This window comes from Betaproteobacteria bacterium, assembly GCA_016720925.1.
Lineage (GTDB): Bacteria > Pseudomonadota > Gammaproteobacteria > Burkholderiales > Usitatibacteraceae > UKL13-2.
Map to the genome: position 1 here is coordinate 724700 of JADKJR010000001.1, position 23837 is coordinate 748536.

Annotated in this window: 20 protein-coding genes and 3 pseudogenes; 11 read left to right on the plus strand and 12 right to left on the minus strand. The window is 59.5% G+C overall.

Annotated elements, in window-relative coordinates; translation table 11 throughout:
• Positions 1–70 precede the first annotated feature (70 nt).
• From astB to IPP88_03460, 6 genes and pseudogenes are all read right to left on the minus strand, one after another.
• Positions 71–1405: pseudogene (gene astB, locus IPP88_03435) on the minus strand (N-succinylarginine dihydrolase).
• Between the two features lie 5 nt (positions 1406–1410).
• Entirely contained in the window at positions 1411–2874 is a 1464-nt protein-coding gene (astD, locus tag IPP88_03440) for a succinylglutamate-semialdehyde dehydrogenase (protein MBL0121807.1), read from the minus strand.
• A 27-nt stretch (positions 2875–2901) separates the two neighbouring features.
• The gene (gene astA, locus IPP88_03445; protein ID MBL0121808.1) at positions 2902–3936 is read right to left on the minus strand and encodes an arginine N-succinyltransferase; all 1035 of its coding nucleotides are present in this window, start codon (positions 3934–3936) and stop codon (positions 2902–2904) included.
• Positions 3933–5226, minus strand: a pseudogene (locus tag IPP88_03450) (aspartate aminotransferase family protein). The gene astA and the pseudogene IPP88_03450 overlap by 4 nt, the downstream one beginning before the upstream one ends.
• Before the next feature lie 228 nt (positions 5227–5454).
• Positions 5455–6585, minus strand: a complete 1131-nt coding sequence (locus IPP88_03455) for a succinylglutamate desuccinylase/aspartoacylase family protein (protein MBL0121809.1) — start codon at positions 6583–6585, stop codon at positions 5455–5457.
• An 82-nt stretch (positions 6586–6667) separates the two neighbouring features.
• The gene (locus tag IPP88_03460; protein MBL0121810.1) at positions 6668–7519 is read right to left on the minus strand and encodes a transporter substrate-binding domain-containing protein; all 852 of its coding nucleotides are present in this window, start codon (positions 7517–7519) and stop codon (positions 6668–6670) included.
• Between the two features lie 182 nt (positions 7520–7701).
• Between IPP88_03460 and IPP88_03465 the strand changes: the two genes are divergently transcribed.
• Positions 7702–8487, plus strand: a complete 786-nt coding sequence (locus tag IPP88_03465; protein ID MBL0121811.1) for a TSUP family transporter — start codon at positions 7702–7704, stop codon at positions 8485–8487.
• Between the two features lie 4 nt (positions 8488–8491).
• On the opposite strand, the gene IPP88_03470 is transcribed toward IPP88_03465, so the two are convergent.
• A complete protein-coding gene (locus IPP88_03470) occupies positions 8492–9103 on the minus strand; it encodes an arylesterase (protein ID MBL0121812.1) in 612 nt (203 codons plus the stop codon).
• Between the two features lie 220 nt (positions 9104–9323).
• On the opposite strand from IPP88_03470, the gene IPP88_03475 reads away from it, so the two are divergent.
• Together IPP88_03475 and IPP88_03480 are read left to right on the plus strand one after the other, a co-directional pair.
• A complete protein-coding gene (locus tag IPP88_03475) occupies positions 9324–10700 on the plus strand; it encodes an L-serine ammonia-lyase (GenBank protein ID MBL0121813.1) in 1377 nt (458 codons plus the stop codon).
• Between the two features lie 130 nt (positions 10701–10830).
• Positions 10831–11952: a ketoacyl-ACP synthase III gene (locus IPP88_03480; protein ID MBL0121814.1), complete on the plus strand. Its 1122-nt coding sequence runs from the start codon at positions 10831–10833 to the stop codon at positions 11950–11952.
• 55 nt (positions 11953–12007) lie between these two features.
• On the opposite strand, the gene IPP88_03485 is transcribed toward IPP88_03480, so the two are convergent.
• On the minus strand, positions 12008–12994 hold the full coding sequence (locus IPP88_03485) for a serine/threonine protein kinase (protein ID MBL0121815.1): 987 nt from the start codon (positions 12992–12994) through the stop codon (positions 12008–12010).
• A 185-nt stretch (positions 12995–13179) separates the two neighbouring features.
• Here IPP88_03485 and asnS point away from each other — a divergent pair, with 185 nt between their 5' ends.
• The 8 genes and pseudogenes from asnS to IPP88_03525 all read left to right on the plus strand — a co-directional run bounded on the left by asnS (position 13180) and on the right by IPP88_03525 (position 19808).
• Positions 13180–14589, plus strand: coding sequence for an asparagine--tRNA ligase (gene asnS / locus IPP88_03490; GenBank protein MBL0121816.1), 1410 nt, complete (start codon positions 13180–13182; stop codon positions 14587–14589).
• A gap of 48 nt (positions 14590–14637) precedes the next feature.
• Complete coding sequence (gene can, locus IPP88_03495) at positions 14638–15336, plus strand: carbonate dehydratase (protein ID MBL0121817.1); 699 nt, start codon at positions 14638–14640, stop codon at positions 15334–15336.
• A gap of 44 nt (positions 15337–15380) precedes the next feature.
• Positions 15381–15947 carry a hypothetical protein gene (locus IPP88_03500; GenBank protein MBL0121818.1) on the plus strand — a complete coding sequence of 189 codons (567 nt, stop codon included), beginning with the start codon at positions 15381–15383 and terminating at the stop codon, positions 15945–15947.
• Between the two features lie 350 nt (positions 15948–16297).
• Positions 16298–17771: pseudogene (locus IPP88_03505) on the plus strand (M20 family metallopeptidase).
• Between the two features lie 50 nt (positions 17772–17821).
• On the plus strand, positions 17822–18655 hold the full coding sequence (locus tag IPP88_03510; protein MBL0121819.1) for a DUF2189 domain-containing protein: 834 nt from the start codon (positions 17822–17824) through the stop codon (positions 18653–18655).
• Positions 18656–18665: 10 nt separating this feature from the next.
• Positions 18666–19256, plus strand: coding sequence for a GNAT family N-acetyltransferase (locus IPP88_03515; protein ID MBL0121820.1), 591 nt, complete (start codon positions 18666–18668; stop codon positions 19254–19256).
• An 82-nt stretch (positions 19257–19338) separates the two neighbouring features.
• Entirely contained in the window at positions 19339–19704 is a 366-nt protein-coding gene (locus IPP88_03520) for a DUF1579 family protein (GenBank protein MBL0121821.1), read from the plus strand.
• Positions 19605–19808 (plus strand): DUF1579 family protein, encoded by a 204-nt coding sequence (locus IPP88_03525; protein MBL0121822.1) that lies wholly within the window; start codon positions 19605–19607, stop codon positions 19806–19808. The genes IPP88_03520 and IPP88_03525 overlap by 100 nt, the downstream gene beginning before the upstream one ends.
• Positions 19809–20165: 357 nt before the next feature.
• Here the strand turns inward: IPP88_03525 and IPP88_03530 are convergent, their stop codons facing one another.
• The 4 genes from IPP88_03530 to IPP88_03545 all read right to left on the minus strand — a co-directional run bounded on the left by IPP88_03530 (position 20166) and on the right by IPP88_03545 (position 23787).
• Positions 20166–21557, minus strand: coding sequence for a DUF1298 domain-containing protein (locus tag IPP88_03530; protein ID MBL0121823.1), 1392 nt, complete (start codon positions 21555–21557; stop codon positions 20166–20168).
• A gap of 103 nt (positions 21558–21660) precedes the next feature.
• Positions 21661–22116, minus strand: a complete 456-nt coding sequence (locus IPP88_03535) for a GNAT family N-acetyltransferase (protein ID MBL0121824.1) — start codon at positions 22114–22116, stop codon at positions 21661–21663.
• Between the two features lie 533 nt (positions 22117–22649).
• A complete protein-coding gene (locus IPP88_03540; protein ID MBL0121825.1) occupies positions 22650–23096 on the minus strand; it encodes an SRPBCC family protein in 447 nt (148 codons plus the stop codon).
• A 244-nt stretch (positions 23097–23340) separates the two neighbouring features.
• Positions 23341–23787 carry an SRPBCC family protein gene (locus IPP88_03545; protein ID MBL0121826.1) on the minus strand — a complete coding sequence of 149 codons (447 nt, stop codon included), beginning with the start codon at positions 23785–23787 and terminating at the stop codon, positions 23341–23343.
• Between the last annotated feature and the right edge of the window lie 50 nt (positions 23788–23837).

Here is a 23837-nt window from a genome sequence, read left to right on the forward strand (position 1 = left end):
CCCCCCCAACCAAAGCTGGAACCGGATGCACCAATCTTCCGAGCTTTGAACCACAAACCCAACGTTTTAGTTAGCCCAGCTGGAAGGGGTAGATGGAACCCAGCGCAAGGATTTGCGTCAGCTCATCCAATGCCGTCCGGCATTCAGCCAGTAGTGCCGGATCACCCAGGTCGCTTCGTCCAATCGATCACGATAGTGTCTCTCCACCCATGCGGTCAGATGGTCGTAAAGCGCGTCATCCATCAGCACTGCCGGATTGACCGCGGCAAGCCCCAGCTCACTGAGTTCCACGCGCAGACGCAAGCATGCAGGCCCGCCACCATTGCGCATGCTTTCGCGCAGGTCCATCACCAGCACTTCACGAATCGGTGATTTTTGTGCGAGCAGTTTCTGCAAATATGCCCATACCGGTCATTGCGACGACACTCTTCCGGTATCAGCAGCAACACGGCGTCGTCGCGCGACTCAAGAGTTGGCTGTTGAACAGATACGACTGCACGGCATCTTCCACGCTTACGTCGTTCGCGGAAACCTGCACGGCAATTAATTCACCGTCGAGTCTGCTGGCGATTTCATTCAGCACTTTGGCCTGGTCGACAAACGCGAGTTCGTGGCAAAACAGCACATTGCGATTGCCCACGGCGATCACATCGTTGTGAAACACGCCGGCGTCGATCACATCGGGACTCTGCTGCGCAAAGACCACGTTCGCTTCATCGAGCCCATGCAATCGCACGATGGCTTGCGAGGCTTCCAGCGTCTGTCTGGCGGGAAACTTTTCCGGCCTGGGCGCGGACGTGTTGAAACCACTCGCGCCGAAGACGAAGAACTCCACGCCGGGCTCGCCGTACTCACGGCAGAAGCGCGTGTGATTGGCCGCCCCTTCGTCGCCGAATTGCGGGCAGCCCGGCAACGCCGGATGATGGGCAAAATATTTTTCATCGCGAAATATCGCCTGCAAGGTACGTGATGTCTGCGGATGCTCGATGGCACGATGGAACTTGTTGTTGAGATTGGCAGGCGTGAAATGCACGCGGCCATCGGACGTATTCGCGCCGGGACTCACGGTGGCCGCGTTGGCGGACCACATGCTCGATGCCGACAGCGCGCTTGAATACACCAATGGCGATTGGCGGATTGCGGCGCGAATGACCTCCGCATCGCTGCCGCCAAATCCCAGCACACGCAAAGTGGCCATGCACGGACGTTCCTGCGGTGGCAGCACGCCTTGCTTGAATCCCATGTCGGCCAGCGTTTTCATTTTCGTCAGACCTTGCAGCGCGGCAAGTTTGGGGTTTGCGATGGCGCCCTGGTTGCTTTTTGACGCAATATTGCCGAAGGAAAGCCCGCTGTAGTTGTGCGTGGGGCCGACCAGTCCGTCGAAGTTGGCTTCGAGTGCGCGCATGGCCGTCACAGTACCAGGCCCGGACTGAGTTTTTCCGGCAGCGTCAGCGTGGCCGCTTCCAGTGACGCCTGCGGATAGGCGCAATAGTCCGCGGCGTAGTACGCGCTGGCGCGATGATTGCCGCTGGCACCGATGCCGCCAAACGGAGCCGCGCTTGAGGCGCCCGTGAGTGGCCGATTCCAGTTCACAATGCCGGCGCGTATATGGCGCAGAAAGGTCGAGTATTCATCCGCGTTTTCGGACAGCAACCCGGCGGCGAGTCCATAACGCGTATTGTTGGCGATAGAGAGCGCGTCGCTGAATGTCTTGTAGCGGGTGACCTGCAGAAGCGGCCCGAAATGTTCTTCATCCGGCAGGTCCACCACGTTGGTGACATCGAGAATGCCGGGGGAAAGCAGCGCGGTGCCGGCTTTGAGCGTTTTCATTTCAAGTAATGAAATGGCGCCGCACTGCAACAGCGCATTCTGTGCACGCAATAGTTTTTCCGCGGCACTCACGGAAATCACCGCGCCCATGAATGGCGGATCGGCGTCGTCGAAATGTCCCACCTTCAAACGCGCGGAAACCTCGACCAGTCGCTCGATCACGCGATCACCCTCTTGACCGACAGGCACGATCAGGCGCCGCGCACAGGTGCAGCGCTGCCCGGCCGAAATGAACGCCGACTGGATGATGTGATGAATCGTGGCGTCGAGATTCCTATTTTCGCCCACCACCAGCGGATTGTTGCCGCCCATTTCCAGCGCGAGGATTTTCTGCGGCTGCGCGGCGAATTGCTGATGCAGATGCGCGCCGGTTTGCGAACTGCCGGTAAAGAACAGGCCATCGATGCCGGAGTGTCCTGCGAGTGCAATCCCCGTATCCTTCCCTCCTTGCAGCAGATTGAGCACGCCGGGCGGCAATCCTGCCTGCTCCCAAAGCTTCACGGTGGCTTCGGCGCTTCCGGGCGCCAGCTCGCTCGGCTTGAATATCACGCAGTTGCCGGCGATGAGTGCGGGAACGATATGGCCATTCGGCAAATGTCCAGGAAAATTGTAGGGGCCGAACACGGCGACGACGCCATGCGGGCGATGCCGCAGCACCGCGGTGTGATCAGCCTGCGGTGTGCTGCGTGCGCCAGTGCGCTCCTGAAACGCGCGAATCGAAATGTCGATCTTGCCGATCATGGTGGCAACTTCGGTGGCGGCTTCCCACAGCGGTTTGCCGGTTTCGAAACCAATGGTATGGGCGAGTTCGGACTTGTGTTCGCCGAGCAGGCGCGTAAATTCCTTGAGATATCCCACGCGCGTATCGACATCGAGATTTGCCCACGTCGGGAAAGCCGCGCGTGCTGCGTTGATTGCCGTGTCCACCATTGCCGCCGACGCGGCGTGACCCTGCCACACCATCTCCTGCGTAACAGGGTTCCTTGAAGCCCATTGCGGACCGTCGCCGGCAATCCAGTGGCCGCCAATCCAGTGCTGTGTCATATGAACTTGCCTACCCTGCATGATGGACTAATGTCGGTCGCCGACGGAAAGTGGGACGGCGCGTATTTCGTCGCCCGCGTGGATATTCAATGCAGCTGCTGTATCGGCACCGAGTGGAAACCTGTCAGCCACTGGCGCTGCGGCGACCAGTGCCGCGCGGAAATTTCCAAACCCGATGTTGGAGACCAGATATATCACTGCATCGACGGCTGGCGCGAGATTGCTCACCACTGCTTCGAACCCGCAGCTGTGCGCGACCGCATTTACGTCATCCAGATCGCACTCGACGGTCGGGCCAGCATCGAAAATATCCACGTAGCCTTCATATCGAAAGCCCTCACCTTCCAGCATGCGCCGGGCCGGAATCGTTTGCGGATGCGTCTGGCCGATCGCCGCCTGCGCCTCGGGCGAAAGGAACGAAGTGTACAGCGGATGTTTTGGCATCAACTCGGCGACAAATGATTTCTTGCCAATGCCGGTCAGGTAATCCGCCTGCGAAAACTCCATGGAAAAAAATCGCCGGCCAAGGCTCTCCCAGAACGGCGATTGGCCGTTGTCGTCCGACACGCCGCGCAGTTCAGCGATAATTTTTTTTGAGAATCGCTGGCGATGCTGCGCGAGGAACAGAAAGCGCGATTTGGACAGAAGATGCCCATTGCGATCCCGGCGGTATTCTGGCGCCAGGAACAGTGAGCAAAGTTCACTGTGCCCCGTGTGATCGTTGCTGAGAAATAGTGTTTGCGTTTGCGTGAATACTCCCAGTTCCTGCGAGGCATGCACGGCGAGGCCCACCCGATACGAGTACCACGCCTGGCGCAGCCCAACGGCAGTCGCAAGACCGCAGGTGCCGACCACGCGCCTCGTCAACGTGTCTTCCAGCACGAACAGGAACAGCTCATCGGCTTTCTGCGCCGTCCCGGCAAACGATGCATTGGAAGCTTCGATACGCAGCGAAAGTGCCGCTTCACTTGAAGGCAAGGTCGTCAGTCCAACCCCGGCTGACTTGATGAGCTGTAACAGCGCAGGCAAGTCGGCACTGGTGATCGGACGGATGATCATCATGAAGGTTGCACAGTCTGCTTGACGGATACAGCAGTTGCCTCGCTTGCCAGCATCTCGCCAATCACCGCATCGAAGCGCTGCAAGCCCAGGTCCACATCTTCGGCCGTAATCAGCAGGGAGGGCGCGAGCCGGATCACGTTGGTGCCCGCGACGAGAATCATCAGGCCGTGTTTTTCCGACATCTTCACGAATTCCTTGGCGCGCCCGTGCCACGCGGGAATCAGCTCGCAGCCAAACCACAGGCCGCTGGCGCGAATGTCGGTGAACAGGTGATGTTTCTGGTTGAGCGCGTGAAGACCGGCCGACAACTGCGCGGAGCGCGCCGCAATATTGGCGCGGGTTTCCGCGGTTGATATCACGTCGAGCACCGCAAGCGCCACCGCGCATCCGAGCGCATTGCCGCCATAAGTGCTGCCGTGGGCGCCGACGGTGAAGCTTCTGGCAATTTTCTCCGTGGTCAGCATGGCGCCGATGGGAAAGCCGCCACCGAGTCCCTTGGCGGACGTGAGAATGTCCGGTGTCACGCCGCAATCCATGTAGGCATACAGCGGGCCGGTACGGCCGGCGCCGGATTGCACTTCGTCAAAAATCAGCAACGCTTCATGTTGATCGCAAAGTTCGCGCAGGCCTTTGAGAAATTCGCGTGTGGCCGGCAGCACGCCACTTTCGCCCTGCACCGGTTCGACGATGACTGCGCAGGTGTTGGCGGAAATGTGTTTGCGTACCGCCGCGAGGTCATTGAATGGCAGATGGGTGATTCCCTCTGGCAGTGGCCCGTAGCCTTGCGTGTATTTGGCCTGTCCGCCGACGGTCACGGTGAACAGGGTGCGGCCATGGAATGAATCATGGAAAGAAATGATCTCGTTCTTGTCGCTTTCCGAGTTGGTGCTCGGCGGAACCGGCGCGCGGATGGTGATCACAGGCGACTTTGCGGGCGAGCTTCAGCGCGGCTTCGTTGGCCTCGGCGCCGGAGTTGGCAAAGAAGACGCGCTCGGCGAACGTGAGTTCACACAATCGTTGCGCGAGACGAATGGCGGGCTCGTTGGCCAGCACATTGGCGACATGCCAAAGCTTGCCGGCCTGCTCGGTCAGCGCATTGACGGCAGCCGGGTGCGCATGGCCGAGCGAGCTGACCGCGATGCCGCCGGCGAGGTCGAGATACTCGCGGCCCGCCTGGTCCCAGACGCGCGAACCCTTCCCGCGCACGGGAATGAAACTGCCGGGTGCGTACGTGGGCACCATCACCTCGTCGAAGGTAGAACGGGTAACCGGCTGAGCGTTTTGCGGCATTGATTTCTCCTGAAGCAGCATGCGGGTGAACGATATTTTATGCGGGTGAGGCGGCGCGCGCGTGATGCTTCGGCGCTATACAAACACTAGCATTGGTGCGGGCTCCATGACAAAAGTATCGGAAAAGCCGCGTCAATGCTTGACTTTGACTAATTTTTAGAATGGGAATGCCGATGCGTTTTCACAGATAGTCAACGGGCGGCCGTTTGTGCGTCTTCGCACAGATCGTCAGGCGCCCAGCAACTTTCCGGTGCGAAATGCCTTGGCCCCGGCCACCTTGGCGAGCCGCATGTCGGCGCTGGCAAAATAGCGATTCTCCCGCGCGTACATGACGCCATCGGTATGGCTTACCAGCGTGCAGACTTCGGCCGTGAGCGGATTGATGACTTCGGCAACTGCGTCGCCCGCTTGAATCCAGTCACCGGGTGCTTTCAGGAACACCAGCACACCGCTGACGGGCGACTTGATGGTCTCCGCGCCCGCGAGCGGCGTGGCCGGATATTTGAGGTCCGGAAGCGGCGTCGCCGCGTTACTGCCGCCGCCATCAATCACGCCACGATGGATGAGGAAGGCAATGATGTTCTCGGCGTCTTGCTTCGCGAGCGCGTGGTTCACATCGGTCTGGCTGCGCAATTCCACGGTGACGGAAAGACACGCCATCGGAATTGGAAAACGGCCCTTGAAGTGATCCGCCAACTGCCACCAGGTCTGCGAACAGGCCTCGTCGAAGGGATTGTCGCCGCTCTCGGTCGCCAGCAATGTCGCGTAGGCGCCAAGATAACGCGCAAGCGGCTCGCACTGCGGCCATAGCGGCGTGCCGGTGTACAGGTGCAATACCGCGTCGGTGTCGCAGTGCAGGTCCAGCACCACATCGGCATCGCACGACAGGCGCATCAGGACGCGCCGCATGCTTTCAAGTTCGGTATGCGGGACCAGCGCATCAAGTTCGGCCAGCATGGCTTCGCGCACCACGCGTGCGTTGGATTCGCCGCTCACGGTCAACCTTGGTTCGACGCGGTCAACAATGGCCGGATACATCGCCGGATAGTGGCGGTTGAAGTTTTCACCGGTCGCCATTTCGAATCGGCCGATCTGGCTGTGCAGCAAGGTTTGCGAGAGCCCAATTGGATTGGCCACCGGAACCACCACGATTTCACCGGTGATTTTCCCCGCCGCTTCCAACTCGGCAAATCGCTCGCGCAGGTGATGCGCGACCAGCATGCCGGGCAACTCATCGGCGTGCAGCGATGCCTGGATGTAGATCTTTTGCCCTGGTTTTCCATTGCCATAGTGAAAGCTGACGATTTCGCGATGGGTGCCGACGTAGGTCGAAAGCAGGGGATGTTCAATGGTTTGCATAATGACCAGTTTTTTTGGCGCGTTGCGCTGGCGCCGGCGTAACGATGCTGCGATCGTTACGCCGTAAGCAGATTGTCGAGACCTACCTTACGGTGGGCGCTTTTGTCGCGGCACCGCAATCCGATCCGCTCGCGCAGGTTCCGGATATGTCGAAATCGAAATACTTGTTCTGGATTTTCTTGTAGATGCCATTGCTCTGAATCGATTTGATGGCCGTATTGAAGGCGTTGCGCAACGACGCCTCGCCTTTTCGCAGGGTGATACCCGCGCCGGCGCCAAACACCAGTGGATCGATAAAATTCGGCCCGAGCAATTCAAAGTCCTTGCCCAGCGGTTTTTTCAGAAAGCCTTCCGAAGCGGCAACGCCGTCCATGAAGGCGCCATCAATTCGACCCGCCGCGAGCTCGACGAATATTTCGTCAGGCTTCGCAAAACGTACGATGGTGGATTCCTTGAATGTATCGGCCGCAAAACGGTCATGCGCCGTGCCGCGTGCGACGCCAATGCGCTTGCCCTTGAGGCCGGCTGCCGACACCGTGAGGCCGCTGGCTTTCCGGACCACGAAGCGAGCCGGTGTACGGTGATATTTGTCGGAAAAGGCAACAACCTTTTCGCGCTCGTCGGTGATCGACATCGAGGCGATGACGGCATCGATTCTCTTGTCATGCAATGCGGGGATCATGCTGTCGAAATCCAGTTGCACGAATGTGCATTCCGCCTTCATCTGTTCGCAAAGCGCATGCGCAATGTCGATATCAAAGCCGACAGGCTTGCCGTCGGCGATCTGGCTGAATGGTGGATACGCGCTGTCCACACCGATCTTGATTTTCCGGACCTCCTTAACGGGTTGTGTCACTTGGGCAAACGCCGCCGTTTGCAGAACCGGGAAGATAAAGAGGGCAGCAATCAGGGAAAAAGCAAATATTTTCTTCATGGACTTGGTCTTTCTCGTGCGGGTGGATATGACTGCAAATGACTGCAAGTTGCTAGTTTGCCCCATATCGGGCCGTTTGGTACGTCGGGCAAGTCGCGCGCGTTGCACGTGCGCGGCAGGTGCGATTGCGTGGCGCCGATCGATCGCCGTTATCATGTCCGCAGATTCACTTTCCTGTTCGTATGCCTTCCATCCTGATTTTCGCCTGCATCGCCGTCGCGGTGCTGGTTACGTCCTTCATTTCCGGCATTCTCGGCATGGCCGGCGGCATGATCCTGATGGGGGTGCTGCTGGCGCTGTTGCCGCTGCCGGCGGCGATGATGCTGCACGGTATCACCCAACTGACCTCAAACGGCTGGCGTGCGTGGCTGTGGCGGTCGCACGTGGACTGGCGGGTATTTCGCGGCTATGCGCTGGGCGCGTTCATGGCGCTGGGAGCCTTTTTCGTCGTACAGTTTGTCGTCAGCAAGCCGGCTGCGTATATTTTGCTGGGGTTGACACCTTTTGTGAGCGTTGTCCTGCCGAAGCGGCTCTCGCTGAATGTGGATGATCGCGGTCAGCCGCTGATGTGCGGTGCGGTTTGCACGGGCCTGCAACTGCTCGCGGGCGTGTCCGGGCCGTTGCTTGATGTGTTTTTTGTGCGTTCCGCGCTGGATCGGCGCGGCGTAGTCGCGACCAAGGCCATGTCGCAAACACTGGGTCACGTCATCAAGATTTTCTATTTTGGCGGCATCAGCATATTCATCGCCAATGGCGGCATGCGCAACAGCGTTGTCGCCGAATTGTCATTGCCATTGATCGTCGCCTGCGTCGCGCTGGCGTTCACCGGCACCACGCTTTCCCGACGCGTGCTCGACAAAATGTCCGATGCCAACTTTCGCCTGTGGACGCAGTGGACCATCATGACGTTAGGGGTGATTTATCTGGCGAGCGGGTTGTGGATGATCGCGGGCCTGGGCCGTGGGTAGGCCACTAAACGGCGCCTGATTTTTTGAGCAACTTGGCAACGGCCTCGGCGATTTGCGCGTAGCCCCTGGCGTTGGGATGGATCAGGTCGGATTTGAGCGCATTGTCGCGCAGGATGCTTTTGAGCACGTCGTCGTTGAACGGGATCGCAAACTCTTTCGCGATGTCGGCGTAGAAATCAGGCGGGGACAGCGACAAGCCCGGCTTCGGCGTAGCGATGAGCACAACACCGATCCCTTTTCCTCGTGCCAGCTTGATCATCGCGCGCACGTTGGCGGCTACCGACGCGTCGCCTTGCTTGCGCAGGAAATCATTGCCGCCGTGGCACAGGATCAGCAGTTTTGGCTTGGTTTCTTCCAGCACATCGGGCAATCGCTGCAACCCATCGGCGCTGACCTCTCCCGGCACGCCGGCGTTAACCACCTTGCGGCCAACCAGCGATTGCAATTGTGCGGGATAGGATTCCGCCGGTGCCGCGCCGGTGCCGAAGGTGAGGCTGTCGCCGAATGCCACCACCACGTCGTTGTTGCCGAGCGGTGAGACTTGCGGCGGCTTGCTGCAACCGGCAAGCAGCAAGGCGGACAGGAGGAACGTACAACGCAGGTATCGAAATTTCATGGCGCCAGCTTAGCGGAGAAACGAGCTGTCAAGCCGTCGCCATGTAGAGCGCCTCGCTTCGCGGGCTGTAGCGAAGTATTAAACACAAGCACTGGCGCAGGTGTGCGGGCCTAAAACCCGCTGAACGCCGCGCCAGTGCTTGTGTTTAAGATCCTACAACGCTTCCCGATTGTCCACAGGCTTTGTGGCAAGCTACCCGCACTTCAATCCGGAAAATGCCATGTACATCAGCCTGTTCGACATGTTCAAAATCGGCATCGGTCCGTCCAGTTCGCACACGGTTGGTCCCATGCGCGCGGCGCGGCGCTTTCTGGTCGAGATGCCGGAAGCCGATTTCGCGCGCATTCATCGCGTCGAGGTGGAATTGTATGGCTCGCTTGCGCACACCGGCCACGGGCACGGCACCGACATGGCGATCTTGCTGGGGCTGGAGGGCGCGTTGCCTGATTTCGTCGATACCACCACCGTTGCCCAGCGCGTGCATGACATTCACGTGTCGCGCGAGATTTTGCTGCTGGGCAAGGCGCGCGTGCATTTCGATTGCGATCGCGAACTGATCTTCAACCGCGTCGACTTGTTGCCGGTGCATTCCAATGGCATGCGCTTCGCCGCGTTCGATACAGCGGGCAAACTGATCGCGGAGCGCGAGATGTATTCCATCGGCGGCGGCTTTGTGGTCGATACCGATGAGGCGTTTGTCGGCAGTCCACGCGGCGTGGAAAAACGCGTTCCCTTTCACTTCGAAACCATGGACGAATTGCTGGAGCTGGCGAAATTGGCGAACCGGCCCATGCACGAACTGTTGATGGAAAACGAGATCGCCTTGCGCGGCGAGGCGGCCACGCGCGAATTCATTGCGCGCATGAAAGAGGTAATGTTCGAGTGCATCGATCGCGGCATGCGTACCGACGGCATGCTGCCGGGCGGGCTCAAGGTGAATCGCCGAGCCAAGGCCATCGCCGCGCGCCTCAACAAGACCGACGCGCATGTCAGTGAGGGTGCCATGAACTGGGTGAGTGTGTATGCGATTGCGGTCAACGAGGAAAATGCGGCGGGCGGACGGGTAGTGACCGCACCCACCAATGGCGCGGCAGGGGTGGTGCCGGCGGTGCTGCGCTATTACCAGGATTTTCGCGATGCGGATGACGCAGGCATCACCCGCTTTGTGCTGGCGGCCGCCGCAATCGGCGCGCTGTGCAAACGCAACGCTTCTATCTCCGGCGCGGAGGTCGGTTGCCAAGGCGAGGTCGGCTCGGCCGCGGCGATGGCGGCGGGTGGCCTCGCGGCGGCACTCGGCGCCAGCAATGAACAGATTGAAAATGCCGCCGAGATCGCGCTCGAACATCATCTCGGCATGACTTGTGATCCCATCGGCGGACTGGTGCAGATTCCGTGTATCGAACGCAATGCCATGGGCGCGGTCAAAGCAATCAATGCATGTTCACTGGCGATGCTCGGTGACGGCTCGCACATGGTGAGCCTCGATCAGGCGATCGAGACCATGCGCCGGACCGGAGCGGATATGCAGAGCAAATACAAGGAAACGTCGCTGGGGGGGCTGGCGATCACGGTGTCGGTGCGATTGGTGGAGTGCTGATTCGCCCACGAAGCCTTTTTTTGCGCGACAATGCTCGCACCTGCAATTTCACGAAAGCGCTCCCGGGCTACTCAACGAAGCGCGAACAAAGCACGACAACCATCGGCACTCGGATTCGGGGATTATTGATATGACCTACGCTGCGATCACCGGTTGGGGCAAATGCCTGCCACCCGCCATACTCACCAATGCGGACCTGTCGACTTTTCTGCCGACCGATGATCACTGGATCGTCAGCCGCACCGGCATGAAGGAACGGCGCATCACACATGTCCCGGCGATCGAACTGGCGTACGTTGCGTCGGCACGGGCGCTCGCCTGCGCGGGTATCCAGCCCGATGACCTTGATCTCATCATTTACGGCAGCTGCAGTTTTGACGAACATGTCCCCAATTCCGCATCGGGCGTTCAAGTGCGGCTCGGCGCGCACAAAGCGGCGGCGATGGATGTGAATACCGCCTGCACCAGCTTTCTCTACGGCATGTCGACGGCGACCGCGTTTATCAAGTCGGGCGCCGCGAAGAAGGTTCTGGTCATCGGCGTCGAGAACATTTCGCAATACATGGATTGGCATAATCGCAATGTGGCCGTACTGTTTGGCGATGGCGCGGCGGCCTGCGTATTCGAGGCGAGCGAAAACGAAGAAGGTGTCATCGCCCAAAAACTTCAATGCCTTGCCGACTCACGCCAATCCTTGCGAGTTCGCGGCATGGGCGGGATATACGCCAACCTTGGCACCCAGCTCGGCGATACGCGCTGGGATTTCGACGGCCAGGAAATTTTCAAGAAGGCGGTCACCGGCATGGGCGAAGGCAGCCTCGACGTCATGCGGCAGGCGGGTGTGACCATCGATGACATTGAAGTGATTGTCCCCCATCAGGCGAATCTTCGCATTCTCGAAGCCGTCGCCAAACGCGCCGGCGCATCGATGGACAAGGTGTTCCTCACCATTCACAAGTACGGCAATATGAGTGCCGCGACCGCGCCGGTTGCGCTGGTGGAAGCCCTGGAAGCGGGGCGCGTCAAACCCGGTTCACTGGTGCTGATCCCGGCCTTCGGCGGAGGCCTGACCATGTCCGCTCACCTGATTCGCTGGGGTTCGCGGGTCACGCCGATCGCCACCACCGATATCGATTTGCCGCCGTGCGAGAAGACGGCGTTGCAGATGGTGCAGGAAATCATGGCCCAAAAGGAGCCGCGTGGCCGGTCTGAGGCATCGCTGATGAGTCCCAAGTTCATCGAGGAGATGTAGTTTGCATTGTGGCCGGACGTGCAGCGCGCAATGATGTCATGTGGTACTCGCCATATTACAAATGCAGCGGCCCTTCCTCCATCGCCGAAACCTGCTCACGTAATTCCAGAATCCGGTCCTGCCAGTAACGCTGCGTATTGAACCACGGAAAGGCCAGCGGAAAGGCCGGATCGTCCCAGCGCTGGGCCAGCCACGCCGAGTAGTGAATCAACCGAAGCGTGCGCAACGCTTCCAGCAGATGCAACTGGCGCCGGTCGAAGTCGGCGAAGTCCGCGTAGCCTTCCAGCACGTCGCGCAGTTGCCGCGTCATTTCTTCGCGCGTGCCCGATAACAGCATCCACAGATCCTGCATCACCGGCCCCGTGCGGCAATCATCGAAATCGACGAAGTGCGGGCCATCGTCGGTGTAGAGCACATTGCCGGCATGGCAGTCGCCGTGCAGGCGAATGTTGGCGATGTCGCCGGCGCGCTGGTAGCACACACGCACACCATCGAGCGCCTGGTCGGCCACGCTGGCCCAGACGGCGCGCAAATCGATCGGAATGAAATCGCTTTGCATGAGCCAGTCGCGAGGAGCCTCGCCGAAGCTCGCAATATTGTGCGCGGGACGATGAATGAAGGGCTGCGTGGCGCCGACGGCGTGAATGCGGCCCAGAAATCGTCCCAGCCATTCCAGCACCTCGGGATTGTCGAGTTCCGGCGCGCGTCCGCCGCGGCGGGGGCTGAGACTGAAACGGTAACCGGCGAATTCATGCAATGTTTTGCCGCCGATGATGAGCGGCGAAATCACCGGGATCTCGCGCTCCGCCAGTTCCAGCGTGTAGGCGTGTTCCTCAAGAATCTGCGCATCGCTCCAGCGGCCCGGCCGGTAGAACTTGGCGATCACCGGCGTCGCTTCCTCGATGCCGATCTGGTAGACGCGGTTCTCGTAACTGTTGAGCGCCAGCATGCGTCCGTCGGCGAGATAGCCGGTGTTCTCGACCGCATCGAGGATGACATCCGGAGTCAAATTGGCATAGGGCGTCGGGCTGGCGTGCATCATCCATTGTAACTGGCATACCCGGTGGACCAGCGCCAATGCGGCTCCTGGGGCGTATGCCGCGGAGAGCCGCGCCAGCAGGCGAGTTTCAGCCGATCCGAGATTCAGGCGCCGCACGTCAATTGTCGGGCGCGCGGGCAAAACCGGTAAAATTGGCTCCTCCCCATGAAATATCTCAAGGCGCCAACATGGCTTCGTTCAGTTGCTTCGATATCCTTACTGGCAAGGCATCCCTCGGGCTTTCGCATGCGCCCGTCACGCTCAAGGGCTGGGTGAAAACCCGACGCGATTCGAAGGCCGGCATTTCTTTCGTCAATGTTTCTGATGGTTCCTGCTTCCATCCGGTGCAGGTCGTGGTGCCGAATACGCTCGCCAACTATGCCGATGAAGTACAAAAACTGACGGCTGGCTGCGCGGTCGAAGCCACCGGCACCATCGTGCCGTCGCCGGCCAAAGGCCAGCCGTTCGAAATGCAGGCCACTGGCATCAAGGTGGTCGGCTGGGTGGATGATCCGGATACCTACCCGATCACACCCAAGGCGCACACCATGGAATACCTGCGCGAGGTCGCGCATCTGCGCCCGCGCACCAATGTCATCGGCGCGGCGACGCGGGTGCGCCACACCATTGCCTCGGCGATCCACCGCTTCTTCCACGAAGAAGGATTTCTGTGGGTCAATACGCCGATCATCACCGCCTCCGACGCGGAAGGCGCAGGCGAATTATTCCGCGTCTCCACGCTCGACATGATGAACCTGCCGAAAACACCCGAAGGCAAGATCGATTTTTCGCAGGATTTTTTCGGTCGCGAGGCGTTCCTCACCGTGTCCGGCCAGTTGAATGTGGAAACTTATTGCATGGCGCTGTCGAAGGTCTACACCTTCGGCCCGACATTTCGCGCGGAGAATTCCAACACGTCGCGCCACCTCGCCGAATTCTGGATGATCGAGCCGGAGATCGCCTTCGCTGACCTGAGTGATGACGCGACGCTGGCCGAAGCGATGCTGAAATACATCATCACCACCGTGCTCGCCGAACGCGCGGATGATATGGCTTTTTTTGAGGAGCGCATCGAAAAAGGCCTGATCGCCAAACTGGAACACATCGTCAAATCCGAATTCGTTCGGATGGATTACACCGACGCCATCAAGGTGCTTGAAAGCACGAAGGAAAAATTCGAGTATCCAGTGAAATGGGGCATCGATCTGCAATCCGAGCACGAGCGCTATATCGCCGAGAAACACGTCAATGGACCGACGGTGCTGATGAACTATCCGAAGGAGATCAAGGCGTTTTACATGCGGCTCTCGGACGACGAGAAAACCGTGGCGGCGATGGACGTGCTGGCGCCGGGCATTGGCGAGATCATCGGTGGCTCGCAGCGCGAAGAGCGGCTTGATGTACTCGACAGGCGAATGCTGGAATGTGGACTTGATCCGGCGCATTACAGCTGGTATCGGGATTTACGCCGTTACGGCACCGTACCGCACGCGGGATTTGGGCTGGGGTTTGAGCGGACGGTTTCGTATATCACAGGGCTCGCAAATGTACGCGATGTGATTCCGTTTCCGCGGACGCCGGGGAGTGCACGCTATTAAGTCCCTCGCCTCACATGCGGGTAGCGGCAGACCGCGGCTAGTTCGCCAATGAACCTCCCAGACAAAAACCTCGAATCCCTTTTCCACAACAATCGCGCCTGGGCCGACCGCATTCGCGCGCAGCATCCCGATTTTTTCGAGCAACTCGCCAAACAGCAGAATCCAAAATTCCTGTGGATCGGCTGCTCCGACAGCCGGGTGCCCGCGAACGAAATTGTCGGGTTGATGCCAGGGGAAGTTTTCGTCCATCGCAATATCGCCAACGTCGTCGTGCACACTGATCTCAATTGCCTGTCGGTGATCCAGTTCGCGGTAGATGTGCTGAAGGTGGAACACATCATGGTGGTCGGGCACTACGGTTGCGGCGGGGTTCGCGCGGCATTGTTTGACCAGCGCGTGGGGCTGGCGGATAACTGGCTGCACCATGTGCATGATGTTCGAGACAAACATGTCGAGGCGCTCAAAGCCATCGGGCTTTCCGATGCGCGCCTCGATCGACTCTGTGAACTCAACGTAATCGAGCAAGTGGCAAACGTCTGTCAAACCACCATCGTGCGCGACGCGTGGGAGCGTGGGCAGGAGCTGGCGATTCACGGCTGGATTTATGGACTGAAGGACGGCTTGCTGCGCGACTTGAATGTGACGGTGTTGGATCGCGATGAAGCCGGCGCCACGTGCAAAGGCGCGGTTGAGGCGCTCACCGCGGCGAGGCCAGTTCCGCATGCAAGCGGTTCTGGCCAGGCTTGACCGAACGGTAAGGTTAGAGTTTTGGTGGGTCTGCCGGCGGCAGTATGGGCGCGGGAGCCGGCACGATCGGTGGTTCCTCAATCATCACGGGTGCTGGCGCGGGTGTGGGCGGAGCGACCGTTACGATGATCTCCGCTTGCGGTGGTGCAAATTCAATTGCGGGCGGGGTGACGGGCGGCGTGACGGATTGGGTCACTGACGGGGCCACGGGCGGCGCAATACGCTTCACCGGCGTGGATGCCGACTTCGCGGCCACGCTGGTCTTTGCCTTGACCGGATTGAGCGATTCGCTGCTGTGGTTATTGCCGTGTCCCGCCAGAGGCATTGAATTCGCTTCCTCCGACTTCGTCATCGATTTCAGTGGATCGGTGATAGGACTGTCGCTCGCCGTGATGGATGCCGCCGGAACCGGAACGTTGCTCGCGGCCGAAACAGCCGCCGCGGAGGGTACGCTCGGGTCCGGCGCTGTTATTGCCGTGTCAGTTTTCGCGGCGCTGTTATCTGAATATTTGTCTACGCCCATCGCGATGCCTGCCCCGGCGGCGATCACCAGTGCGGCGATCAAAACCGGCCGCATCGAGCTTGCGGAAAAGCTGCCGGAGGTCGCGTAGTTGTCATGCACCATTCTCAAGTCATCAAGTGTCCGTGACAAAGGCGGTGTCGGACGATAGTTGAACGTCTGGGGATTTGTCTGTACGGCTTCCATGGTGGTTCCTTTCAAGCTGATGGCGGTTTGCCATGACACCAGTGTAGGTTTTGGGCGACATGCACCGTGTAGGCGCAAGCTCATTTGGGCTGTAGGAAGGCTCCGTTACTCCTCGTGGGTAACCGGGCACTATTTGGCTCGATGCCGCGTGGGCTCGCTGACAAAATACCAGGGCGCCGCCAGCGATCGGTCGCGCAAACGTCGCAACGCGTCTCGCAGTAAAATCAGCCTCGTCTTCGTTTATCGAGAACCCACATGACCGCCCGCGATGCCATACCCGCAATAAATGTCAATGCCGATCAACTCCTCACCGATATCTCACGACAGTGGGATGCCGACATCGTCCCGCAACTCATCGAGTACGTGAAGATTCCCGCCAAGTCCCCGGGCTTCGATCGCGATTGGGCAAAGAATGGTTTTCTGGATGCCGCCATTGAACAGGCGCGAGCATGGGTTGCCGCGCAAAACGTGACTGGTCTCACGCTGGAGGTGGTGCGCCATGATGACCGCACGCCGGTGTTGTTCTTCGATATCCCGGCAACCGGCGGGCTCGATCCCAACCGGACCATTCTTTTCTACGGTCACCTCGACAAGCAGCCGGAAATGACCGGTTGGCGTGCCGGACTCGGGCCGTGGACGCCAGTTTACGAAGACGGCAAACTCTATGGCCGTGGTGGTGCCGATGACGGCTATGCGGTATACGCCGCGCTGTCGGCGATCATGGCGCTGGACAAGCAGGGTGTTGCGCGGCCGCGTTGTGTTGGGCTGATCGAGACCTGTGAGGAAAGCGGCAGCTACGATTTGCCGGCCTATCTTGAGGCGCTTTCGCCACGCATGGGTGACGTGCAACTCGTCATGGCTCTCGATTCCGGCGCGGGCAACTATGACCAGTTGTGGGTAACCACTTCGCTACGTGGCCTGGTCAATGGCACGCTGACGGTGAACGTGCTGACCGAAGGCGTGCACTCGGGTGACGCAGGTGGAGTTGTGCCTTCCTCATTCCGCGTCGCACGGCAATTGCTTGATCGCATCGATGATTCGCGAACCGGTGTGGTGAAGCCTGCCATGTTCAATTGCGGGATTCCTGCTGAGCGGGTCGCGCAGGCAAAGCAGGCGGCGGAAATTATGGGTGAATCTGTGTGGCAGCGATTTCCGTGGGACAGTTGTTGCCAGGATGGCGGCAAGTTCGTTTTTGTCCAGCCGACGACCAAGGATCCGGTCGAACTGATCCTCAACCGCACCTGGCGCGCCGCGCTGGCCGTGACGGGTGCGGATGGGCTGCCCGCCATTGCCTCGGCCGGAAACGTGCAGCGTCCCTACACATCTTTGAAACTCTCGCTGCGTTTGCCGCCGCTGGTGGATGCATCAAAGGCCGCCGTCGCCTTGAAGCAGACGCTGGAAGGCGATGCGCCATACTCTGCACGCGTCACGTTTGAATACGAGCAGGCGGCAAGCGGCTGGAATGCGCCCGCCACGTTGCCGTGGCTTACCGCGCTGCTCGATGGCGCCTCGCAGACTTTCTACGGCAAACCGGCCGCGTATCTGGGTGAGGGCGGTACCATTCCGTTCATGGGAATGCTCGGCGTGAAATTTCCCGAACGCGCAAATGTTGGTCACCGGTGTACTGGGGCCGAAATCGAATGCGCACGGCCCGAATGAATTCCTGCATGTGCCCTACGCGAAGAAACTCACCGCGGCAGTGGCAATGTTGCTGGCCGGGATGCAGTAGTTGGCCCGCAGGAGAAGCAGGTTCGAAACAGGAATGTGGAGATGATGCGGATGCACACTGACATGGACTCAACGCCTAAAAGCCAGCATTTCACATTTCCCGCGATTCGCGAGGTCGAGGCAACACGGGCGCTTGACTGGTTACGGCGGGGATTCGCCGACATGCGCGCGCAACCGGGCGCCAGCGCATTCTACGGTCTCTGCTTCGGGGCGATGGGTGTGGTGTTGCTGCTGGTCTTCCGCTTCGCGATCGATTACACCTCCACGCTGGCGATGGGCTTCATGCTGCTCGGGCCGTTTCTGTGTATTGGCCTTTATGATCTTTCGCGCCAGCGCGAAGCGTCGCCACCCGCGAACTTCCGGCGATCGCTGGTGGCCTGGCGCGAGAATCCCGGCGGCATCGGCATCTACGTGCTGATCCTGACGGTGGTGTTTCTGGTGTGGGCAAGGGCATCGTTGGTGACGTTCGCGCTGTTCGAATCGCACGCCATGCCGACATGGGCGGCGTTTTTCCTGCAATTGGCGGCGATGCAGAATATCGGGTTTATGATGGCCTTCTTCGGTGTGGGCCTGATCTTCGCCACCATCGTGTTTGCGTTCAGCGTGATTTCGATACCGTACCTGCTGGACCGTCGCGCCGATGCCATCACGGCAGCGGCCGTGAGCGTGATGTCGCTGGTGCGTAATCCCGTGGCCATGATCGTGTGGGCGGCGCTCATCGCGCTATTGATCGGCGTCGGTTTGCTGACGGCGTATATCGGCCTGGTGCTCACCGGCCCGCTGATCGGCCACGCCACCTGGCACGCGTATCGCGATCTGGTGGGGCCCGCCTGCTGGCGTCCGGCGCCGAAGCGGCATCCGATCCACGCGCGTCCACGTGAGTGATCGCACGGTGATCGCACAACGAGTTGCCACGGAGCTGTCTACCAGTCGGCTGCTGGTTCGCCGGCTGACACCCGCCGATGCGCAGGCGTTTTTCGACGTGTTCTCCAACGCGGACGTCATGCTGTACTGGAGTTCGCCACCGATGACATCGCTCGCGCAGGCCGAAAAAAAGATCGGTGAAATTCTTGAACACTATCGCAAGGGCGACCTGTTTCAATTTGGCATCGAGCGAAAACTCGACCGACAGCTGATCGGTACCTGCACATTGCATCAGCTTCACGAGCAGAACCGGCGCGCCGAGATCGGCTACGCGCTGGGCCGGCCATTTTGGGGGCAGGGCTACATGCACGAAGCGCTGGTGGCGTTGATCGACCATGCCTTCCGTGTGGCCGGATTGCACCGGCTTGAAGCCGACATCGATCCGCGCAACGAGGCATCCGCCCGATCGCTGGAGCGCCTCGGCTTTCAGCGCGAAGGGCTGTTGCGCGAACGCTGGATCGTTGGCGACGATATTTCGGATAGCGCGCTATACGGATTGCTGGCGGTGGAATGGCTGCACATGCAGGCGACATACCCTGAAGTCTCGATTCGCGACGCTTGACGCAACAGGTATTGTCCGGCGGGACATTGTCGGCGACAGCAATGTTTGGCAGAATATTGTGACCTGCCGAAAGGAGCCGCTCATGCCGCTACCGCCGCGTTTTGCCAGCCTGTCCGGTGAATGGAAGGGAACCAAGCGCCTCTATCTGAACGGCGAAGCCGGACCGGAAAAACTTTCAGGCTCGCGCGCGACGATCGCGAAGGCGGTGCGGGGCACATTTCTGCTGGTCGACTATTCCTGGAAGTTTGAAAGTGATCCGCACGAAGGCGTGTTGTTACTGGGCTACGAAGAAAAACAAAATGTAGCGACGGCGGCGTGGGGGATTCGTGGCACATGGGCCAGCGAATCATGCACTGCACCGGCGCCATCGACGCGAACGGCGTATTCGCGGTGCGTGGCAGCTATGAGGCACCACCCGATCCGGACTGGGGCTGGCGCATCGCGCTGAACATTCAATCGGCGGATTCACTCGCCCTTTTCATGCACAATATTTCGCCTGACGGAAAAGAGCATCTTGCCGTGCGGGCGGAGTTTGGGCGATTAGCGTACTGAAGCGGTTTTCATGGCCCCCCGGCGCGTAGAGCGCCAGTGGGAGCGGCGTTTCAGGCCTTTCCGGCCGGAAAGGTGCGCCAGTGCTTGAGTTTGCTTAAGGGAACTTCCAATAACTCCCCGTTCGTGCTGGGGGATCCGGGCCCCCCCAACCCCAGCCCCCTTTTCCTTTGGAGGAGGCCCCTTCGATACCCAGGCGGAAATAGGGTTAATAGAAGTTCCCTTAAGTCAGCGAATAGAGAGTCGTCATTCCCACCTAAGCGGGAATGACGATGTTTTTGAATTCACGAAATATGCAAACCAAACTTTTCGCATGCCGCAATAATTCACGCGCGTTGGCAGCCGGTAACGCGCTATCCGCTACGCCGCATGCGCATCGTGCACCGAATTCTCCAGCTCCGTAAACGCTTCCTGCACATACTCGCCCAGGCGATGCAAATTGGGCAGCTCTTCGGTGGCGATCAAGCCAAAGAACAGGTCGCCCGCATAACTGAACAAGGTGATGTTGAGCAGGTTGCTCGGGGGCAATGTGCTGATGGGGTGCATTTCTTCCATCTGGGCACCCTTGATGAACAGATGCTCTTTCGGGCCGGGCACGTTCGAGACAAGCGTGTTGCCCATCGGCGGCAGGGTATTGGAAAGTTTCAGCAGTTCCACGATCTCCGCGACTAGCCCGGTGATGATGGTGTATGACTCGATTGCCTCCGGTGCGACGCTGTCGATCATGGAGCGCACATTGCGCAGTGAATAACCGATGTTACGCAGCCGCACATAGGGATCGTCCGTGGGCGGCGATAATTCCACCAGAATAATGCCGAGCTTGTTGCCGGCAGTTTTCTCGCCTTCCTTTCGCAGGTTTACCGGCATCTGAATGGTGAACGGGCGCGGCAGTTCGACGCCCTGGTCGCTGAGGTAGCGGCGCAACGCACCATCGAGACAGGTCAGCGCAATGTGATTCAGCGTTGAACGCGTTTGCTTGCGAATCCTGTCGACGCGCGCCATCGAGACGCCCGCGGTCGTGAACTGGCGGCCCGGCGTCACTTGCCCGGTCAGCGGAGTTTTCGCGCTCGAGACAAATGGCAGCGCGATCGCGTTCTTGGTGAGATTGACGCTCTCCAGCAGCAGCATCGCGGCCAGCCGGCCGATGCCGAGCAAGCGGCGGCTGGTGCCGCCCACCTCCGACCACGCCGATTGCAGCAGCTCCTGGCTGCGTTTTTTGCGCTGGCTCGCATAACCGCCGTGCTTGCGCGTCCACATCGGTGTCAGTTTGGTTTGCCGGGCCGTTGGCGCCATCGCCTCGGCGGTCCAGCGAGTCAGCGTGACGCCATCCGCATAGGCGTGATGTATCTTCTGATAAAGCGCAAACCGGCCATCTCCCAGCCCGTCGATGACATGCACTTCCCACAGCGGACGCGACCGGTCGAGCATCGGCGTATGCAGCCTGGCGACAAAGTCGTAAAGCGCTTCGCGGTCGTTGTGGCCTCTCTTGAGCTTGTGATAAAAAATATGCTGCGTGAGGTCGACCGTGTCCACGTCCTGCCAGTGTGGCATCGGCGTGAATGAAAAATTGATGACGCGATTGAACGGCGGATTCACCTCGGTGAACGTCAGGAATTCACGATGCAGGTTCTTGGCAAAGGCAACCGTCGATTTATCCGGCCGCTTGCAAATCAGCAAGCCCGCCACGTGTTTGGGGCTGGCCTCGGTTTCAGTGATGAAAAAGCCAAGATCGAGCAGAGACAGGTTGTTCATGGTGGTCCGTGAGCGTTGACATCGAAAGCTCTATTTTGCGCCATTGCGCTTGCGCAGGGAAACGGGCGATGGCCGTGCGGCGCCTGCCGGGCGACCTTGACGCTCAAAGTTCCCGGGTCATGAAAACGCTGTACGGATCTTCAACATACTCCGCAAACGGTCCGCAATCGGTAAAACCAAAACTCGCGTACAGCTTGCGGGCAGGCTCGAAACCTTCCACGGATCCCGTTTCCAGACTCAGGCGGCGATAGCGGCGCTGCCGGGCAACGTCAAGGATGTGGCCCAGCATATTCTTCGCCACGCCTTTTCTGAGGTGGGCCGAGGATGTCCGCATCGACTTGATTTCGGCATGCCGGTTGTCCAGTTCCTTGAGCGCGCCGCAACCCAGCAACTCACCGCCTTCCCATGCGGTCCAGAACGTAACATCGGGTTTGCGCAATTTCTCAATATCCAGCGCATGCACGCTTTCAGGGGGCGAGAGCAGCGCCATGCCCCGAAGATGTTCCTGCAACAGCGCATGTATCTCGGAACCGCACAGATCGTCGATTTTAATGTTCATGGGAGGCGGACTTTACTGATGATGATGGGCTTATCACCTTGGCCGATCGGTGTGGCGAAATGCCCAAAAAGCAGGATCGGGTGATATTCCGAACTATACCGATGCGAGTCCGGTGATTCAAATCAGCGATCAGCGAAGTGGTGGTGAAGCGAAGCTGGCGTCAGCGGGAATAGCAATTCGAATGCCTCCGGCCGGCCCCGGCATCAGCCCGAATGAGTTGGCAGACGCGGGTGGGGGTGGCGAGACTCTTGGAGCTTGTCCGCAGACGAGATGCGATGCCTGACTTGCGGATAATTTCGTATGGCATTTCTCAATCGTCAATTGATTGCTAGCGTCCGCTCATTCCCTTAAGTAATTCGTCGTCTCAGCCGCCGGGACGGAGGCATAGCGCGCTACTGAAGGGGAAACGGAATCACACGTCGATTGATTGCGCGATGATTTTGGTATTTTGAGTTTTCCTGCAGCTTCAACGTCCGGCATAGGCAACCTGCCCTGGGCGGGTACGCGTGAATGAGGGGGTGGGTGCCGCCTTGTCAGTCCGGAATCTCGGGCTCGACGAGCGTGGCGAGTTGTGCGAGGGATTCCTGCCAGCCCAGGTAGCACATCTCAAGGGGAATGACTTCAGGTAGTCCTTCCTGCACGATGTTGATTTCGGTGCCGCAGGAAACCTTCGTCAAAGTCACCGTCACCTGGATTTCCCCAGGCAAATTAGGATCGTCGAATTTGTCTGTATAGCGAAGTCGCTCGTAAGGAACAAGTTCAAGGTACTCGCCACCGAATGCGTGACCGTTCCCTGTATTGAAATTCGTGAACGACATCCTGAACGTGCCACCAACCCGGGCATCCATGTGGTGCACCTTGCAGGTGAAACCGTATGGTGGTATCCACTTCGCCATTGCGTCGGCGTCCAGGAAAGCCCGGTAGACACGCTCCGGTGTTGCTCGTAGCACACGATGTAATCGCACGGTACCTGTCGGCATTTTAGATTCTCCTTTCAATGCGCGAGTCTGGGGGAAAGCGGCCCCATTTTATTGCCAAAGCGCCGCGTAATGTGTCGCGCGATGTGTCGCGTAATATGTCGCGCAATGCGGAGTACCTCGGGAACCCCCGCGTTTGACGTAGCCGACGCTGCGCGGTCTTGTCGCGCCGCATCCGTGCTGATGGAAGGATTAGGCGCCATGTTGCCTCACTTTGACGCGCTCCACATGAGGGAGGCGTAAGCCTTCATGTCGCCGCCGCGGAGAGTACCGCGTGAAGCCGGTTCAGGTTCTGCTCGTTCGCGGGTTCGACGATGTGCCTGATTCGAGCGGCAACCTCGGCGTCGTCAAAGGCCTGACGCCAGGCGAGCCTGGTGTGGCCGCCCGCATCGCTCAGCGTGACGGTAAGCGTGAAGTGCGGCTGAGAGACATGGCGAATGACGATGCGTGTGGGCGACACCTCAAGAAAGGTATTTTCATTCGGATAGTTGGTGCCGTCTGGCCCATGCATGACGAATTTCCAGAGGCCTCCCGCCTTGAACTCGAAGATTTCGAAGGTGTTGGTGAAGCCGTCGGGCCCCCACCAACTTGCGAGGCGCCGCGCGTCGGCGAAGGCTTTGAATACATCTTGCCGGCCAAAGGGCAGCACACGGCTGGTGGTGAAGACGGCATCATTGTCAGCTTGTAAGGTCACTTCGGCCTCCGTTCTTTTATTGGCTGAAATTTGCGCCCCGCCTGAGGGGG

Coding starts and splice junctions, on each gene's coding strand:
- IPP88_03500 (MBL0121818.1), top strand. CDS start 15,381: ATGGGCGCGGGAGCCGGCACGATCGGTGGTTCCTCAATCATCACGGGT.
- IPP88_03530 (MBL0121823.1), bottom strand. CDS start 21,557: ATGAACAACCTGTCTCTGCTCGATCTTGGCTTTTTCATCACTGAAACC.
- IPP88_03455 (MBL0121809.1), bottom strand. CDS start 6,585: ATGCAAACCATTGAACATCCCCTGCTTTCGACCTACGTCGGCACCCAT.
- IPP88_03475 (MBL0121813.1), top strand. CDS start 9,324: ATGTACATCAGCCTGTTCGACATGTTCAAAATCGGCATCGGTCCGTCC.
- astA (MBL0121808.1), bottom strand. CDS start 3,936: ATGATGATCATCCGTCCGATCACCAGTGCCGACTTGCCTGCGCTGTTA.
- IPP88_03465 (MBL0121811.1), top strand. CDS start 7,702: ATGCCTTCCATCCTGATTTTCGCCTGCATCGCCGTCGCGGTGCTGGTT.
- IPP88_03520 (MBL0121821.1), top strand. CDS start 19,339: ATGCCGCTACCGCCGCGTTTTGCCAGCCTGTCCGGTGAATGGAAGGGA.
- asnS (MBL0121816.1), top strand. CDS start 13,180: ATGGCTTCGTTCAGTTGCTTCGATATCCTTACTGGCAAGGCATCCCTC.
- can (MBL0121817.1), top strand. CDS start 14,638: ATGAACCTCCCAGACAAAAACCTCGAATCCCTTTTCCACAACAATCGC.
- IPP88_03485 (MBL0121815.1), bottom strand. CDS start 12,994: ATGATGCACGCCAGCCCGACGCCCTATGCCAATTTGACTCCGGATGTC.
- IPP88_03470 (MBL0121812.1), bottom strand. CDS start 9,103: ATGAAATTTCGATACCTGCGTTGTACGTTCCTCCTGTCCGCCTTGCTG.
- IPP88_03540 (MBL0121825.1), bottom strand. CDS start 23,096: ATGCCGACAGGTACCGTGCGATTACATCGTGTGCTACGAGCAACACCG.
- IPP88_03480 (MBL0121814.1), top strand. CDS start 10,831: ATGACCTACGCTGCGATCACCGGTTGGGGCAAATGCCTGCCACCCGCC.
- IPP88_03460 (MBL0121810.1), bottom strand. CDS start 7,519: ATGAAGAAAATATTTGCTTTTTCCCTGATTGCTGCCCTCTTTATCTTC.
- astD (MBL0121807.1), bottom strand. CDS start 2,874: ATGACACAGCACTGGATTGGCGGCCACTGGATTGCCGGCGACGGTCCG.
- IPP88_03510 (MBL0121819.1), top strand. CDS start 17,822: ATGCACACTGACATGGACTCAACGCCTAAAAGCCAGCATTTCACATTT.
- IPP88_03535 (MBL0121824.1), bottom strand. CDS start 22,116: ATGAACATTAAAATCGACGATCTGTGCGGTTCCGAGATACATGCGCTG.
- IPP88_03525 (MBL0121822.1), top strand. CDS start 19,605: ATGCACTGCACCGGCGCCATCGACGCGAACGGCGTATTCGCGGTGCGT.